This is a genomic window from Chryseobacterium sp. 1B4 (genome assembly GCF_036631475.1).
GTDB lineage: Bacteria > Bacteroidota > Bacteroidia > Flavobacteriales > Weeksellaceae > Chryseobacterium.
Genome location: NZ_JAPNUF010000005.1, coordinates 354,740 through 370,730, shown reverse-complemented (window position 1 = coordinate 370,730; position 15,991 = coordinate 354,740). Strand labels below are relative to the sequence as shown.

Annotated in this window: 11 protein-coding genes and 5 pseudogenes; 11 read left to right on the top strand and 5 right to left on the bottom strand. The window is 38.2% G+C overall.

Features of this window, described 5'->3' with window-relative positions; translation table 11 throughout:
• Nucleotides 1-143: 143 nt before the first annotated feature.
• Together pyrG and OWR28_RS05620 are read right to left on the bottom strand one after the other, a co-directional pair.
• Nucleotides 144-1,750, bottom strand: a pseudogene (pyrG, locus tag OWR28_RS05625) (CTP synthase).
• A 176-nt stretch (nucleotides 1,751-1,926) separates the two neighbouring features.
• Nucleotides 1,927-2,454 (bottom strand): YceI family protein, encoded by a 528-nt coding sequence (locus OWR28_RS05620; protein WP_332385839.1) that lies wholly within the window; start codon nucleotides 2,452-2,454, stop codon nucleotides 1,927-1,929.
• Between the two features lie 177 nt (nucleotides 2,455-2,631).
• On the opposite strand from OWR28_RS05620, the pseudogene radA reads away from it, so the two are divergent.
• Nucleotides 2,632-3,977, top strand: a pseudogene (gene radA / locus OWR28_RS05615) (DNA repair protein RadA); the annotation flags it as partial.
• 122 nt (nucleotides 3,978-4,099) lie between these two features.
• A pseudogene (locus tag OWR28_RS26835) lies at nucleotides 4,100-4,691 on the top strand (acyl carrier protein phosphodiesterase).
• Here OWR28_RS26835 and OWR28_RS05600 read toward each other — a convergent pair.
• Complete coding sequence (locus OWR28_RS05600; protein WP_332385800.1) at nucleotides 4,688-5,128, bottom strand: DUF6702 family protein; 441 nt, start codon at nucleotides 5,126-5,128, stop codon at nucleotides 4,688-4,690. The pseudogene OWR28_RS26835 and the gene OWR28_RS05600 overlap by 4 nt on opposite strands.
• Before the next feature lie 297 nt (nucleotides 5,129-5,425).
• Here OWR28_RS05600 and OWR28_RS05595 point away from each other — a divergent pair, with 297 nt between their 5' ends.
• From OWR28_RS05595 to OWR28_RS05575, 5 genes and pseudogenes are all read left to right on the top strand, one after another.
• A complete protein-coding gene (locus OWR28_RS05595; protein ID WP_131435968.1) occupies nucleotides 5,426-6,004 on the top strand; it encodes a HupE/UreJ family protein in 579 nt (192 codons plus the stop codon).
• Nucleotides 6,005-6,072: 68 nt separating this feature from the next.
• A pseudogene (locus OWR28_RS05590) lies at nucleotides 6,073-8,459 on the top strand (M1 family metallopeptidase).
• Between the two features lie 56 nt (nucleotides 8,460-8,515).
• Nucleotides 8,516-9,238 carry a DUF3108 domain-containing protein gene (locus OWR28_RS05585; protein ID WP_332385799.1) on the top strand — a complete coding sequence of 241 codons (723 nt, stop codon included), beginning with the start codon at nucleotides 8,516-8,518 and terminating at the stop codon, nucleotides 9,236-9,238.
• Between the two features lie 141 nt (nucleotides 9,239-9,379).
• The gene (locus tag OWR28_RS05580) at nucleotides 9,380-9,517 is read left to right on the top strand and encodes a hypothetical protein (protein WP_332385798.1); all 138 of its coding nucleotides are present in this window, start codon (nucleotides 9,380-9,382) and stop codon (nucleotides 9,515-9,517) included.
• 251 nt (nucleotides 9,518-9,768) lie between these two features.
• Nucleotides 9,769-9,903, top strand: coding sequence for a hypothetical protein (locus OWR28_RS05575; RefSeq protein WP_262484685.1), 135 nt, complete (start codon nucleotides 9,769-9,771; stop codon nucleotides 9,901-9,903).
• A gap of 50 nt (nucleotides 9,904-9,953) precedes the next feature.
• Here the strand turns inward: OWR28_RS05575 and OWR28_RS05570 are convergent, their stop codons facing one another.
• Nucleotides 9,954-10,652, bottom strand: a complete 699-nt coding sequence (locus OWR28_RS05570) for a LytTR family DNA-binding domain-containing protein (RefSeq protein WP_332385797.1) — start codon at nucleotides 10,650-10,652, stop codon at nucleotides 9,954-9,956.
• Nucleotides 10,645-11,553, bottom strand: coding sequence for a histidine kinase (locus OWR28_RS05565; protein ID WP_332385796.1), 909 nt, complete (start codon nucleotides 11,551-11,553; stop codon nucleotides 10,645-10,647). The genes OWR28_RS05570 and OWR28_RS05565 overlap by 8 nt, the downstream gene beginning before the upstream one ends.
• 356 nt (nucleotides 11,554-11,909) lie before the next feature.
• On the opposite strand from OWR28_RS05565, the gene OWR28_RS05560 reads away from it, so the two are divergent.
• From OWR28_RS05560 to OWR28_RS05540, 4 genes and pseudogenes are all read left to right on the top strand, one after another.
• Nucleotides 11,910-12,602, top strand: coding sequence for a DUF2490 domain-containing protein (locus tag OWR28_RS05560; protein ID WP_332385795.1), 693 nt, complete (start codon nucleotides 11,910-11,912; stop codon nucleotides 12,600-12,602).
• A 24-nt stretch (nucleotides 12,603-12,626) separates the two neighbouring features.
• Entirely contained in the window at nucleotides 12,627-13,838 is a 1,212-nt protein-coding gene (locus OWR28_RS05555) for a citrate:proton symporter (RefSeq protein ID WP_332385794.1), read from the top strand.
• Nucleotides 13,839-13,955: 117 nt separating this feature from the next.
• Entirely contained in the window at nucleotides 13,956-15,167 is a 1,212-nt protein-coding gene (locus OWR28_RS05550; RefSeq protein WP_332385793.1) for a cation:dicarboxylate symporter family transporter, read from the top strand.
• A pseudogene (locus OWR28_RS05540) lies at nucleotides 15,154-15,944 on the top strand (TerC family protein). Before OWR28_RS05550 ends, OWR28_RS05540 begins: the two are co-directional and overlap by 14 nt.
• Nucleotides 15,945-15,991 lie beyond the last annotated feature (47 nt).

Below are 15,991 nucleotides of genomic sequence, written 5' to 3'. Positions count from 1 at the left end.
CATACTGGTGTATGTAATTTGAGCTGACAAAAATACTGTTTTTTTATCAAAACTCTATGCTTTACGTTGTTACTATATAATAAACTCAAGCTGAGAATAATCAGCCTGAGTTTATGTATAGACGTTTATGATAAATATTTACCTTATTTCTTTTCGCAAGCCTTAATGAAAGCTCTGAACAAAGGATGCGGTGTTGCTACCGTACTCTTATATTCCGGGTGATACTGAACCCCTATATAGAACGGATGATCAGGAAGCTCAAGGGCTTCTACCAAGCCTGTCTCAGGGTTGGTCCCTGTAGCAAGGAAACCATTTTTTTCAAACTCATGAAGATAATCACTGTTGAATTCATAACGGTGACGGTGTCTTTCAGAAATATTTTTGCTTCCGTAGATATCATATAATCTGGAACCGTTTTTCAAAGCACATTTCCATGCTCCAAGACGCATTGTACCACCTTTATCTACAACATTTTTCTGTTCTTCCATTAAAGAAATAACAGGATCCGGAGTAGCAGTGTCAAATTCCATAGAGTTCGCTTTTGTATGTCCTAAAACATTTCTGGCAAATTCAACTGTCATGATCTGCATCCCTAAACAGATTCCCAGCATTGGAATTTTATTTTCTCTTGCATATTTTGCCGTAAGCACTTTTCCTTCAATTCCTCTGTCTCCGAAACCTGGAGCTACAAGGATACCATTCACTCCTTTCAGGGTTTCTTTGATATTCTCTTCAGTGATGTCTCCACTGTATACCCATCTTACTTTTACTTCAGTTTCAAGGTCTGCACCAGCATGTTTGAAAGCTTCAGCAATTGAAATGTATGAATCCTGAAGGGAAACATATTTTCCAACCAAAGCAATTTCAACGGTTTTCTTAGGATTCTGGAATTTTTAAGGAAACTCTTCCAGTCTTTAAGATCAGCATCTTTATCACTTTTCAGATCCAGCGCTTTCAAAACTACATCATCGAAGTTCTGCTTCTGAAGATACATTGGAACCTCATAGATCGTTTCAAGATCTTTACACTCGATTACATTGTCTAAAGGAACGTTACAGAACTGCGCCAGCTTTGCTCTCTGATCTTTAGGGATTTTATGTTCTGTTCTGCACACTAATACATCTGCCATGATTCCGCTTTCCATTAACTGACGAACGGAATGCTGGGATGGTTTTGTTTTTAATTCTCCACTTGATGCCAGGTAAGGCAGTAAGGTCAGGTGGATGACCATAGAATTACTTTCTCCCAATTCCCATTTAAGCTGACGAACAGTTTCAATGTATGGTAAAGACTCGATATCCCCCACAGTTCCACCGATCTCAGTAATGATGATATCGTAGTTCTGTTTTGAAAGGATCTTAATTCTACGTTTGATTTCGTTAGTAATATGAGGAATTACCTGAACTGTTTTTCCAAGGAAATCTCCTTTTCTTTCTTTTTCAATGACAGTCTGGTAAATTTTTCCTGTAGTAACGTTGTTGTTTTGGGATGTAGGAGCATCAAGGTAACGCTCGTAGTGGCCTAAATCCAGATCCGTCTCCGCACCATCTTCAGTCACATAACACTCTCCGTGTTCATAAGGATTCAAAGTTCCCGGGTCGATATTGATATAAGGATCTAATTTTTGGATCGTTACATTAAAGCCGCGTGATTTTAGTAGAAGTCCCAGAGAAGCAGAAACGATTCCCTTTCCCAAAGATGAAGTTACACCTCCTGTCACAAAGATGTACTTTGTATTCTTTTTACTCATTAGATTAGGTTTGTGCAAAGTTAGGGGAAAAAGAAATACAAAGCAATTATTTACATTTTGAAATATAAAAATACGGCTCAAATAACTATAAAACCTGAGTAAAAATTTAATTTAACAATAAAAAAAGTTTTCCGATCAAATGGAAAACCTTTTTTATTATGTATCGTTGGAAAATATTACTGCTTCACCAGTTCAAAGTAAGCTGCTACTTCAACATCTTTCGCGACTCCTGCCCCAGTCGGATCATATTTGATTCCATAATCCAGGCGGTTTACCGTAAACTTTGTCTGAATTCCCATTACTTCTTTTCCGTCTTTATTTTTCGTAACACCCCCGAATGTCACAGGTGCGCTGATTTCTTTTTCCACCCCTTTTATTGTCAGTTTTCCCTTAACGATATAATTGTTGTTTTTATCTTTTGTTACGGAAGAACTTTTAAATTCAATCAGAGGATGTTTGGCAACATCGAAAAAATCTTCGCTTATAAGATGTCTGTCTCTCATATCCACTCCGGTATTAACACTGGAAACACTGATAGCAAAGCTTAAATCGGCATTATCCAGATTAGCGCCGCCGGTGGCTGCTCTTCCGTCAAATTTATCGAATCTACCCTGTACAAAGCTGATTCCCATATGTTTAATATTAAAATTAACCGAAGAATGCATCTGGTCTACCTGCCAGCTTCCCTGTGCAAAAGCAACAATACTTAAAAGCGTAAATACGAAAGATAAAAATACTTTTTCATTGTAATAATATTTTACATTAATATTTTATTGAATGAAGCTAAGATATGAAAGATATTTCTACCTCAGCACATTAGTTTTTAATATAAATTCAAACAGATTATTCTGAAAGAAAATGCTTTTTTATAACTTCGCAGTATGGCAAAACTGAAAACAGCATACTTCTGTCAAAACTGCGGTACCCAGTACCCTCAATGGATGGGACAATGTAAAAACTGCGGCGAATGGAATACCTTAGTGGAAGAAGTGGTGGAAAAACCTTCCCATAAAACACCTCCTTTCTCAAAAACCAAACAACATGTGATTAATATTGTTGAAGTGGAAACGAGTGAGGAACCAAGAATAAAAACTCCTTCCGAAGAGCTGAACCGCGTATTGGGAGGCGGAATCGTTTTGGGTTCCGTTACCTTGATTGGCGGCGAGCCCGGCATCGGAAAATCTACCCTGCTGCTTCAGCTTGCTTTGAAAATGAAGAAAAAATCTTCTATGTTTCGGGGGAAGAAAGTGCTTCCCAGATTAAAATGAGGGCAGACAGGCTTACAGATATTCAAAATCCGAACTGTTTCCTTTTTACCGAAACTTCACTGGAGAAAATTCTTCATGAGGCAAAAAAGCTGGAACCGGATTTTATGATCATTGATTCTATTCAGACATTGCAGTCCCAATTGATAGAAAGCTCTCCGGGAACCGTATCTCAAATCCGGGAATGCTCCAATGAGATCATCAAATATGCCAAAGAAAACAATATTCCGGTATTCCTTGTAGGCCACATTACCAAAGACGGACAAATTGCCGGGCCCAAGGTTCTGGAACATATGGTAGATGTTGTTCTGAATTTTGACGGAGACCGGAATCACCTGTTCAGGTTATTGAGAGCCAATAAAAACCGTTTCGGTTCTACTTCAGAAATCGGGATTTATGAAATGATCTCACAGGGATTAAAAGAGATTAAAAATCCTTCCGAAATTCTGATCACCAAGAAATTTGAAGAACTTTCAGGAAACTCCGTTGCAGTAACCCTGGAAGGAAACAGACCTATGCTTCTTGAAATACAGGCATTGGTAAGCACAGCCGTTTACGGTACCCCTCAAAGAAGCTCTACCGGTTTTGATTCAAAAAGGCTGAATATGCTTTTAGCTGTACTGGAAAAAAGAGCCGGATTCCAGTTGGGTGCTAAAGACGTTTTCCTGAATATTACCGGAGGGATCAAAACAGACGATCCGGCACTGGATCTGGCCGTCATTGCTTCTGTTCTTTCTTCCAATGAAGATATTGCGATTTCAGAACACTACTGCTTTGCCGGAGAAATCGGTTTAAGTGGGGAGATACGTCCGGTAGCCCAGATTGAGCAGAGAATTACTGAGGCGGAAAAACTGGGTTATGAAAAAATATTTGTTTCCAATCTGAATAAAATCCCGAAAAGAAAATTCGGAATTAAGATTGAAGAAGTGAGCAAGATTGAGGATTTTCATGAAAGACTTTTTAGTGAACCGCCAATTTTGCTGCGCAAGTCTATGGTCAATTGGGTCCGGATAAAATTCACAAGTGAAGCGGATTCACTATTCACTGGTATCAAACATTCACATTTAATTCATACCTTTAAGTTATGAATTATCTGGCACATTCCTTTCTTTCTTTTACCGACGGGCAGATCGTGGGGCAGTTTCTCGAAGATTTCATCCGCAACAAAGACCGTTTTTCTTTCCCGAAAGATATTCAGGATGGTATTACCTTACACAGGGCAATTGATACCTTTACGGATTCCCACCCTGCTATTCACGAAGCCAAAAAGTTTTTGCTCCTTTGGTAAGATTGTATGCCGGTGCATTTGTGGATGTTTCTATGGATCATTTTGTAGCGGGAGACCTTTCCCTTAATTCACTGGCAGAATGGAAAGCTCATTCCCTCCATGTTTACAGTGTTTTGAATGCACATGAGCAATGGCTTCCTGAAAACTTTAAAAGATGCTCATTAAAATGGAACAGGACGACTGGCTCTATAATTACCGTGAAGACTGGGGAATTAAATTCAGTATTCAGAATGTACTGAATAAAGCCAAATATCTGGATAAAGACATTCCCGTATTTGAAGCTTTCTTAAAAAATAAAGATCGTCTTCAGCAATGTTATGATGACTTTTTTCCTGATCTGCTTGCCCATACAAAAGGAATCAATACGTTGCTGCAACTGGAGAATTAAAACTGCTTATAAAGATAACGGTTGGGATAGGTAAGTTTTTCACTGTTCCTTTGTCCATTCACAATAATATGAACAATGTTGATCTGGTCATCAAAAAGGTTATACAGAAAACTTACTGCAGTTTCTACTTTTTTAGGAGTAGCTACAGGTTCAGATTCAAGATATACATTTACAGATTCCTGATCTTCTTCATAGCCGATATAATTTACTTTCAAGAATTTGTTATCAGCTTTTAATTTGAAATATTCTGAACAGTATTTTGGCAGGGCTTCATTCAGCCTGGCCTTATATTTTTCATCGTTAAAATGAAAAGCTCCGCCATATTTTTTACCTAATCCGTTTTCCATGTCGTCCAGAAAGAACCTTCCTGTCACTTCAAATGTTCTGGATTTTGAATTATAATTAATTTCCACAGAACCCACATGATAAGGATGCACATCATCACTTACAAAACTCTGAAATACGACTGTTAATAATAAAAGAAAACTCCAAAAAACTTACCCGGCATGCACTTTATTTTTACCGCAAATATAAAAAAAGCAACAGTTATAGAGACAGTTCCTTCAAAAGAAGGCATTATTCACTAATACCTGTCCTGTCTGTTTTTGAATGACAATCAAAACCGGAATCCGTTTTTTAATTCCTGTAAAAAGCGTAAAAAGCTGCAGTATCCCTCTATGAAGGTCCGATCCTCCTTATGAAATGTTTACTTTTGTAAAAAATTTTTAATCAAAATGCAGGATTTCCTTTTTTATTTAAACCTTGGATGGGAGCATATTATTTCTCTGGATGCTCTGGATCACCAGCTTTTTGTGCTGGCACTTATTGCTGTTTATTCTTACAGTGACTGGAAAAAAATCCTGATTCTTGTCACCGCATTTACGATCGGACATTCCATTACATTGGCTTTAAGTGTCCTGGATGTGTTCAGGGTTCCTTCAGACTGGGTTGAGTTTTTAATTCCCCTTACTATTGTTCTCACTTCTTTGGATAATATTATTATGAAAAATCAGAAACAGACCTTAATGCGGGCCAATTACTACCTCGCGCTTATCTTTGGTCTTGTTCATGGAATGGGATTTGCCAATACAGCAAGGGTGATGATCGCCAAAAGCCAGAGTATAGCTTTACCTCTGCTTGGCTTTAATATCGGATTGGAGCTTGGTCAAATTGTAATAGTATTTGCTATTTTGATGATCCTGTTCATTCTTCTCAATCTTTTTAAGGTGAACAAAAAAGACTGGATTCTGTTTGTCTCTTCCGGGGTGTTCGCTTTATCCTTAAAAATGACTTTGGAAAGGATTCCTTTTTAAAAGTTAAATATTTTCATTATTTCAACAGCTTATTGTTATCTTTGATCATTAATAAATCATTTTCGGTTATGAAACTAAAAGTTGCCATACTTTCACTTTCTGTATTTGCATATACAGGTTTCACCGCACAAAATATTCAGAATAACCCGGGCAGCAATCACGGTAATAAGTTTGAGCAGCTGGGAACTATTCTGCCAACACCCAACATTTACAGGACAGCTTCAGGAGCTCCCGGCCACGGATATTGGCAGAACAGGGCCGATTACAATATCAACGCTTATCTGGATGAGGATAAAAGAAATCTGAAAGGTTCAGAAACAGTGACCTATTACAACAATTCTCCGGATGATCTGGATTATATCTGGCTGCAGCTTGATGAAAACGAACATTCAAACATCAGAAATGCAGGGTATGATACATCATCTGTTCTTCGTCCTTCAACAACTGACCAGCAGCTTAAAGTAACAGAGCTTCCGGTTAAGGATAACGGCTATGGAGTCATTCTTGAAAAAGTAACGGATGCTTCAGGAAATCCTTTGAAATATACGGTGAATAAAACCATGATGCGTATTGACCTTCCTAAAGTTTTGAAAAAGGGAGAAAAATTGGTTTTCAAAGTAGACTGGAACTACAATATCTCCAACAGAATGAAGATGGGAGGCCGCGGCGGTTATGAAAATTTCCCTGAGGACGGCAACGACTTGTACACAATGGCACAATGGTATCCAAGAATGTGTGTGTACAGTGATTTCCAGGGCTGGCAGAACCATCAGTTTACCGGAAGAGGTGAATTTGCTTTGGTTTTCGGAGACTTTAAAGTTTCAATCAATGTACCTGCTGATCACATTGTTGGCGGAACAGGAGAATGTAAAAATTATGATCAGGTATTAACATCTGATCAGCTTTCAAGATACAGAAAAGCTGAAAATGCTTCTGAACCAATTGAAATTGTAACATTGGACGAAGCTAAAAAAGCAGAGAAAAATCATTCCAAACAGAGAAAAACATGGTTTTTGAAGCCAAGGATGTTCGTGATTTTGCATGGACTTCTTCCAGAAAGTTCGTATGGGACGGAATGCGCGTGACAATTCCTGAAAACAATAATAAGGTTATGGCTATGAGTTTTTATCCAAAGGAATCTTACGGTCTTTACAGGAAGTTTTCCACAAAAGCTGTTGCCCACACGATTAAGACCTATTCGGAATTTACCATTCCGTATCCGTATCCGGTGGCACAATCTGTAGAAGCTGCCAACGGAATGGAATATCCGATGATTTGTTTCAATTTCGGTAGAACTGAAAAAGACGGTACCTATTCCGAAGGAACCAAAAACGGAATGATCGGAGTAATCATCCACGAAGTGGGACACAACTTCTTCCCGATGATCATCAATTCTGATGAAAGACAATGGGCATGGATGGACGAAGGCCTGAATACCTTTACAGAATATCTTACAGAAGAAAAATGGGATAATAAATTCCCTTCCAAAAGAGGACCGGCATGGACTATTGTAGATTATATGAAACTACCGAAAGACCAGCTGGAACCTATCATGAGCAACTCTGAAAATATTGTTCAGTACGGCCCGAATGCATATTCAAAGCCAGCTACAGGATTAAATATTCTTCGTGAAACCATCATGGGAAGAGAGCTTTTTGATAAAGCATTTAAGACGTATGCCAAAAGATGGGCTTTCAAACATCCTGAACCTGCAGACCTTTTCCGTACCATGGAAGATGCCAGCGGTGAGGATCTCGACTGGTTCTGGAGAGATTGGTTCTACGGGACAGATCCTGTAGATATTGCCATTGATAAAGTAACGGTAGCAGTTCCTGATCTTGAGACCAATCCAAAGGTTGCCGCTGAAGTAAAATACCAGGTTGAAAAGCCTTTGGTAAACAGTTTTGAAGACCTTTCAAAAATCAGAAACAGAGAAGACAAGAATATTAAATTCTATGTGGATACTGATAAAGAAGTCCAGGATTTCTATTACAAATATGACAGAGGTCAGGAAAAGGTAGATAATAATAAGGAATACACCATTAAAACAGAAGCAGGTCTTCCTTTAGATGCGAAGGATAAAGAGAAATTTAAAAATATTACTGGATACCAGATTGATTTTGTCAACAAAGGAGGCCTGGTAATGCCTATCATCCTTGAGTTTACTTTTGAGGACGGCTCTAAATTGTATGATAAATCTGCAGCACAGATCTGGAGGCTGAATGAGCAAAAAGTTTCCAAGACCTATTATTTTGATAAAAAAGTAAAATCAATTCAGCTTGACCCGATGAGAGAGACTGCTGATATTGATACGACCAACAACTTCTGGAGCAGCACCGGATCAGGTACTGAAAGTTCCAAATTCCAGCTCTTCAAACAAAAACAGGACGGAGCCCCTGTGAGAGGAGGTTCCACCGGAAAGGTCAATCCGATGCAGGCAGCAGGAAAGAGTTAAAAACCAACAGGTTGTAACTTTTAACAGATATAGCACTACTTATTATTAAAAAGATCATGAGAACCATTCTTTTCCTTTTAATACTAAGCAGTGCTAATTTTTTTGCCCAGAACCTGCTGAGTCCGAAAAAACCAGGGATTAATCCAAAGCTGATCAGAAATGAGACTTCTGAAGCTGTCTGGTATGCCGGGAATGCCGATACGAAAACAGAGATCGGAAGTATTATGACAGAAATCAAAAAGCTGAACAAATCGGATCTCCTGATCAGAACAACGGTAAAAATGAAACAGGCCCCGGATGCCAAGTGGACCGATTCTACCCTTGTAAAAATATCAGACTTCGAGCCCGTTTATCATTCTTCTTACAATGTAAACAGAGATATGGTCCTCAAATCCGGGAAAGATAAAGTCACCGGCTATTACCTGGATAAAAAATCCCAGAAAAAAGAGATCATTGAAATTCCTGCAACGGATTATTTTGACAGCAGCAGTTACGCAATGCTCATAAGATATCTTCCTTTAAAAGAAAATTATACTGCAGAAATTTCCATTTTTGACTATAACCCTAAATCTGAGAAAAAAGGCATGATGAAGGCTTACATTCTGGATACCCAAAAAACAGAATACAACGGAAAACCGGTCTGGATGGTAAAAACGAATGATGATATCAGTAACAGAACTGCTATCACAACATATTATATTGATACTATAACAAGGAAAATTGAAAAGCAGGATATGGATATGGCAGGAAGAAAAATGTCTTTGGAAACAATCCGGTAAATTACTGCAGATACCGACACGTTATTTCTGTCTATAACAACCTGAGTTAAAAATATTTATATTTGATTTACCATCAGCACAAAATGTCAAAAATTCCTGATTGACAATAAATGTTCAGGATAAAAAAACAAAATATTACTTATGAAAAATGCCAAATTATTAAGCAGAGATGCTCAGAAGACAATCAATGGCGGACTTACTGCCAGACTCGTATGCTGCGAACGCGACGAAAACGGAAAATGTACTTTATGGATCGGAGCGGGACAAAATTGCCCTTAGTCCGTTATCTCATAACAATTAAAATAAAGCCGGAAATGTCCGGCTTTTCTATTTATATTCTCAATCTCTGGGATGTCGAATAAAAGCCATTAATAACTGATAATTAAAATTTTACCGCAAAAATTATCAGCAAAAAAATATATCACATTACAAGGAAAAATAGTATCTTTGACTTACTTCTTTTTACATCAAGTGTCAAAATCCTGATTGACATTAAACGCTCAGGATGTACAAACCAAAATATTTTAACTATGAAAAATGCCAAATTATTAAGCAGAGATGCTCAGAAATCTATCAATGGCGGAGCAGCAGGACGTTTTTGCTGCGAGTACAATTACAAAGGACAATGTATTCTATGGATCGGTCCCGGGCAGTATTGTCCGTAATTCTGTCATCTGAAAACAATGTAAAGCCGGGAAATTTCCGGCTTTCTTTTTTAACTTAAAAATGCTTTGATATTCTTTTTATAAGTGCGCCCCAGCGGAAGCTCTTCTCCGTTTTTCAGAAAAACATGGCTGGAATTATAGGAACTGATATGACCTGACAATACAATATAAGACTTATGGATTCTGATAAACCCGAAATGCTGGAATTTCTCTTCAAAATTGGACATTCTCTCCAGAATCATATATTTTTTCAATGGCGTCATCAATACAATGTATTCCCCGAAACCCTGTATCCAGAGTATATCTTTAAGAAAGACTTTATTCATGACATAATTGGATTTGAACATAATATAATCTTCCTGCTGCTGGCTGCTGGCTGAACTTTTAAACTGAACAAAATCCCTTGCTTTATTGACCGCTTTTTTAAAAGTCTCAAAATCCACAGGCTTGATGAGATAATGAACAACATCCAGCTCAAATGCCTTCACTGCATATTTTGTTTCTAGGGTAAGGAAAATACACAGCGGCGGATCGGGAAGCTGCTGCAAAAGCTCTACCCCATTGATTCCCGGCATATTGATATCAAAAACAACCAGATCCACTTTGTTCGCTTTCAGGAAAGCCAGCGCTTCTTCCGGCTTCTGAAATGAAGCCAGCAGCTGAACATCTTCAAGCTGGGTGCAATATTGTTTTACAAGCTGTAATGCAGGATATTCATCATCTACATTAACGATAGTCAGATTAGCCATTTATAATAATGTTTAAGGCAATTTTATATTGATCACTGTATTTCGGTCCGGAATAAAATTCATACTGATCCGCATAAAACTTTTCCAATATATGAATAATTGCTTCATTACCCAGCCCGTGATAATCTGATTCAACCGGATTACTTCTATCCTTCCCGACAGAATTAATAATTTCAAAATACAGCTCAGAACGCTCAATTTTACAGAACAGTTTTATAAAACCCTCAGGATCTTCTCCTATTGCAGAGTGTTTCAAAGCATTTTCAAATAAAGTAAGAAATACAGCAGAAGGAATTTCAACAATATCAAACTCTTCCTGATCTTCAATATCCATTACAATATCCAGCTGGTTATCATATTTAAGCTGGTATAAGGCTGCAAGTGCTTTCAGTGAAGAAAATTCCTGGGAAACCGTTACTTTTTCTTTTCCGCTGTCATAAATAATATACTTAAGAAGCCTGCTCAGCTGCAAAATGGAATCCGAAGTCTTCTCCGAACGGGTAAAACTGTTCGCATATATATTATTAAGGGTATTCAGCAAAAAGTGGGGATTCAGCTTAGATTTCAGCAAATCAAGATACAGCTGGTCTTTCTCTTCTCCAAGGCTGATCACATCCTGTTCTATTAGAAATTTGTCTTTGGTAATTCCCAGAAAAGACCCCACAAGAATGACAATGCCCTGCGAGATATATACATTATACAGAAAGCCTATATGATAGCCCTTTCCGCTGAAATCCATCTGGAAAACTGCAGGCTCCCACAGAATCCTGAAAAGGCTGGACACCAGAAAGCAGATCAGAGCATAGAGAATAAACTCGGGATATTTATTGGATAAATAAAACCGGGGAACCAGATAATAGTATACCAGATAATAAATTCCCACATTGAAAATGGTATTCAAAAAAATACTTATTACCAGCTGAGTTGAATCCAGGAAGTAGTTTTCGGTGAAATAAGTCATCAGAATGAAGATAAAAAGGAAAAAAATGTGCTGAAACCTCAGCAAAAATTTCCAACGGTACTCCATAAGGCTTTCCAGAATCTTACCACTGAATAAAATCCTGATAATCAATAATATAATAATAAAATTAATGATTAAAAACATAGCCCTTACCTTATTTTGAAACGCATCAAATATAAATATCTTTTTGCCTCAAAATGCAGTTTGTTGAGAAAAACTGTCATTGATTGAAAAATTCCAGCGCCACTCTTTCTAATAAATATATTTGAAAAAGTACAATATTAACCCAATATTATATGAAAATTAATATAAAATTAACCCTTATTTTATCATTATGCTTATTCAACGGACTTTATAGTCAGAGTAAAGATAATTATAATATGTGGTTTCAGTACCTGATGTCGGCAAAGATTACCGATAAAAGTACTTTAACAGCTCTTACCCAATACCGTTCCTTCGACCTGGCTTATGATACAAGACTTTTTCTGGTGAATGCCTATGTAGACTATGAAGTGGTGGAAAATATAAAGCCTGCTGCAGGGGCCATGTTTCTGATCCTTGAATCTTATAATGCCAACGATTCTAAAAAGATAAGATATGAAAAAAGACCTTTCCAACAGGTAACCGCTGATTATTACATCGGCAGAACGTCAATCTCCAACCGTCTTAGAGTAGAAGAACGTTTTATCAGTAATCCGGATGAATTTGAGGTAAGAATCAGATACCTGATCTCTGTCCGGATTCCTTTCAATAAAAAAGGAGAAAAAGAAAGACTCTACGGTATTCTTAAAAATGAAATAAGAATGAATGTTGATAAGCTAGAGCCTTTCGACAGCAATCGTATTACCGCAGGTCTTGGAATAAAATTAGGAAAAAATTCTGCGTTGGAGCTTGCCTTTATCAATCAGCTGGAAACCCAAAAAACAAGTAATTACGGCTTCATAGGTTTCAGAAACAGTTTTGACTGGAGAAAAAAGAAACAACAATAACTTCATTAATATTTACATACAACTATGCTTACATTTCTTGGTTTTCTAATGATTTTCATCTTCATGATTCTCATCATGAACAAAAAGATGACTCCGCTTACAGCGTTGGTCATTGTTCCTGTGGCCATTGCTCTCATTGCGGGTTTTGGCCCACAACTCGGAGATATGATGAAAAACGGTGTCAAAGAAATAGCTCTGACCGGCGTTATGCTGATCTTTGCGATCCTATATTTCAGTTTAATGATAGATACGGGGCTTTTTGAACCTCTTGTCAATATAATTTTAAAAGCCGTTGGGGATAATCCCATTAAAACAACAATAGGAACCGCTGTTCTTACCGCATTGGTTTCATTGGATGGTGACGGCTCATCCACCTATTTAATTGTAGTGGCCGCAATGCTTCCGCTGTACAAAAAACAGGGCATGAATCCCCTGATTCTTACCTGCATCATTATGCTTGCCGGGCAGATTATGAATATTCTTCCGTGGGGAGGCCCCACAGCAAGGGTAATGAGCTCCCTGAAGCTGGGACACACTGAAATCTTTGTTCCGATGATTCCAATTATGGCAATAGGCATCCTGTGGGTTATATTTGTTGCCTATATTTTAGGCAGAAAAGAAAAAATAAGAATTGCAAAGCATGGTAAATTTACAGGTTACAACAGCAATGATATTATTGGGGAAGCAGATCCTGCACTCCGCCGCCCGAAACTCATCCTGATCAATCTGGCCCTTACCATTACCCTTTTAGTGGTTATGATCCTGGATATTGTTCCATTGGGAATTGCCTTTATGATTGCTTTCTGTATTGCCTCCATCATCAATTATCCCAAATTGAAAGACCAGCAGAAAATAATTTCCAAACATGCAGGAAATGCATTATCCGTAGCGGGAATGATTTTCGGAGCCGGAATTTTCACGGGAATCCTTAACGGATCAGGTATTATGCAGGCGATGGGGAACAGTATGATAGAAATAGTTCCCAGGAGCTGGGGAGGTTATATGAATATCGTAACCGCTTTATTCAGTATTCCGTTTACTTTTTTCTGTCCAATGACGCTTATTATTTCGGGATACTGCCTATTATTGTTGCTACCGGGCATGAGTTGGGAATTGCACCTGAAATATTGGGAAGAGCAAGCCTTATCGGGCAGGGCTCGCATCTTCTCAGCCCATTGGTTCCGTCTACCTATCTGCTGGTATCACTGGCAGGTGTGGAATTTTCAGATCACTTAAAATATACATTGAAATGGGCCCTGGGATCATCCCTCATCATGTTGGTGAGTGCATTGATTCTTGGTATTATATAAGGTTATATCTTTGAATTTCGTAATCTTACCCTATAAAAAGTGAATGATGAAACCTAACAAGCAAAAAACATTTACAGACTCCTATTTAAGAAACCTTACGCTTTATGTGTTCACAGCGATTATCTGCGGGGCATTAACCGGCTATTATTTTCCGGAAGTCAGTAAGCATCTGGAAACGGTGAGCAGTTACTTCTTCATGCTTCTTGAGGTTTTGATCATTCCCGTTATTTTCATTGCGGTGATGTATGGGGTGAGCTATATTTTCAGTACCAGAAATGCTTTTAAAATTGTAAGCCAGATGGTACTGTATTTTTTGATCATTACTTCTGTCAGCATTGTATTGGGAATTGGTTCCGGGCTTCTTTTAAAGCCGGGTGCCAATACAGGAATTATTATTTCTTCCCATAAAGTACTTCCGGAGAGATTTTTAACAAAGACCACCAATCCTTTACATATCAGCAATTATGTGCTTTTTCTTTTAATATCAATATCTGCGGGAGTCCTGATTGGTCTTTCGAAGAAGAAGAATAACATTCTTAAAGCGATAGACGTGGGAAGAAATCTGTTTTTCAAGCTTATCAAATATGTTTACATTTTTCTTCCTGTCGTTATTTTCTGTAATATCGCTTACGGAATTTCAGTCTACGGAATTAATACTTTGCTGCCGTTAAGTAAGATTGTTGCCACGGTATACCTTACCAGTGTATTTTTTATTTTCGGGATCTTAGGGGTTATAACGGCTTATTTTAAAATTAACCTCTGGGATTTTCTGATCAGCATCAAAGAAGAAATCATCCTGGTAGTAGCCACTTCCTCTTCAAAGACGGCATTCCCCATGATCTTTGATAAAATGGAATCACAGGGATATGACCGGAAAATTCTTCGTCTTATTATTCCGCTGGGATATAATTTTAATCTGGCAGGAGCCTGCATCTATCTTTCAATCTCTTGTATTTTCCTGGTCCAGCTGTATAATATTCCGCTTACGGTAAAAGATTATTTCTGGCTTTTTATCACCATTTCAATTGCCTCAAAAACAGCTTCGGGTGTTCCCGGGTCAGGCTTCCTTGCCCTGATATTCACCTTAAGCCGGTTCGGAAAAATTCCCACCACAGATCTTGCCCTTTTATACAGCATAGACCGCTTTATGAACGAGGCCAGATCTGTCACCAACTTCATAGGCATTACCGTTTCTGCCGCCATTATTTCAAAACTTAACCAAAATACTGTTTCTTTAAAAAATGATGTTTCCTGATTTCACCCACCTTTTCAATGACCTGTTACAAAACCCTGCAAAATCGATAGCCATTATCGGCAACCTTATCCTTATTGAAAGCCTCCTTTCCGTAGACAATGCAGCCGTACTGGCTACCATCGTCATGGATCTTCCCGAAAACCAAAGAAAAAAGCTTTGAAATACGGAATCCTCGGAGCTTATGTGTTCCGCGGTCTGGCTCTTATTTTTGCTTCTGTACTGATTTCCGTATGGTGGCTGAAACCACTGGGAGGGTTGTACCTGATCTATATTTCTGTTGACTGGTTTATCAAAAAAATAAAAAACACAAGTGATGATGAAAGTCCGGAAGAAACCCCCGACAAAGAATCCAGCTGGCTGTATAAAAATTCAATTGGACTGTTGGGGCAATTCTGGGCTACGGTGGCCATTGTAGAAGTGATGGATCTTGCTTTTTCCATAGATAACGTTTTTGCTGCAGTCGCTTTTTCAGATAATTTACTTCTGATTACAATAGGTGTTTTTATAGGAATTTTAGCCATGAGATTTATTGCACAGTGGTTTGTACGCCTTATGCAGGTATTCCCTTTCCTGGAAACTGCCGCTTTTATTGTGATTGCTGTTTTAGGCATTAAACTAAGCTTATCTCTGTATGAGCACTTCTACCCTGCCACGGCATTCGCGCAATTCTTAGGCAGCCATACCATGGAAGTTTTAGTTTCTGCCGTTACCGTTCTTTTGTTCGTAGTGCCTGTAGTAACCAGCTATCTTTTCGGAATTCCGGCCCGCGAAAAATAATTTTCTGCCAAATTTTCACATTCGGAAAATAAAAATCTGCCATTTCA

What these genes read in the sequence shown, in the direction of transcription:
- OWR28_RS05595 (WP_131435968.1), top strand. Translation starts at nt 5,426, where the DNA reads ATGCAGGATTTCCTTTTTTATTTAAACCTTGGATGGGAGCATATTATT.
- OWR28_RS05585 (WP_332385799.1), top strand. Translation starts at nt 8,516, where the DNA reads ATGAGAACCATTCTTTTCCTTTTAATACTAAGCAGTGCTAATTTTTTT.
- OWR28_RS05580 (WP_332385798.1), top strand. Translation starts at nt 9,380, where the DNA reads ATGAAAAATGCCAAATTATTAAGCAGAGATGCTCAGAAGACAATCAAT.
- OWR28_RS05575 (WP_262484685.1), top strand. Translation starts at nt 9,769, where the DNA reads ATGAAAAATGCCAAATTATTAAGCAGAGATGCTCAGAAATCTATCAAT.
- OWR28_RS05570 (WP_332385797.1), bottom strand. Translation starts at nt 10,652, where the DNA reads ATGGCTAATCTGACTATCGTTAATGTAGATGATGAATATCCTGCATTA.
- OWR28_RS05560 (WP_332385795.1), top strand. Translation starts at nt 11,910, where the DNA reads ATGAAAATTAATATAAAATTAACCCTTATTTTATCATTATGCTTATTC.
- OWR28_RS05555 (WP_332385794.1), top strand. Translation starts at nt 12,627, where the DNA reads ATGCTTACATTTCTTGGTTTTCTAATGATTTTCATCTTCATGATTCTC.
- OWR28_RS05550 (WP_332385793.1), top strand. Translation starts at nt 13,956, where the DNA reads ATGATGAAACCTAACAAGCAAAAAACATTTACAGACTCCTATTTAAGA.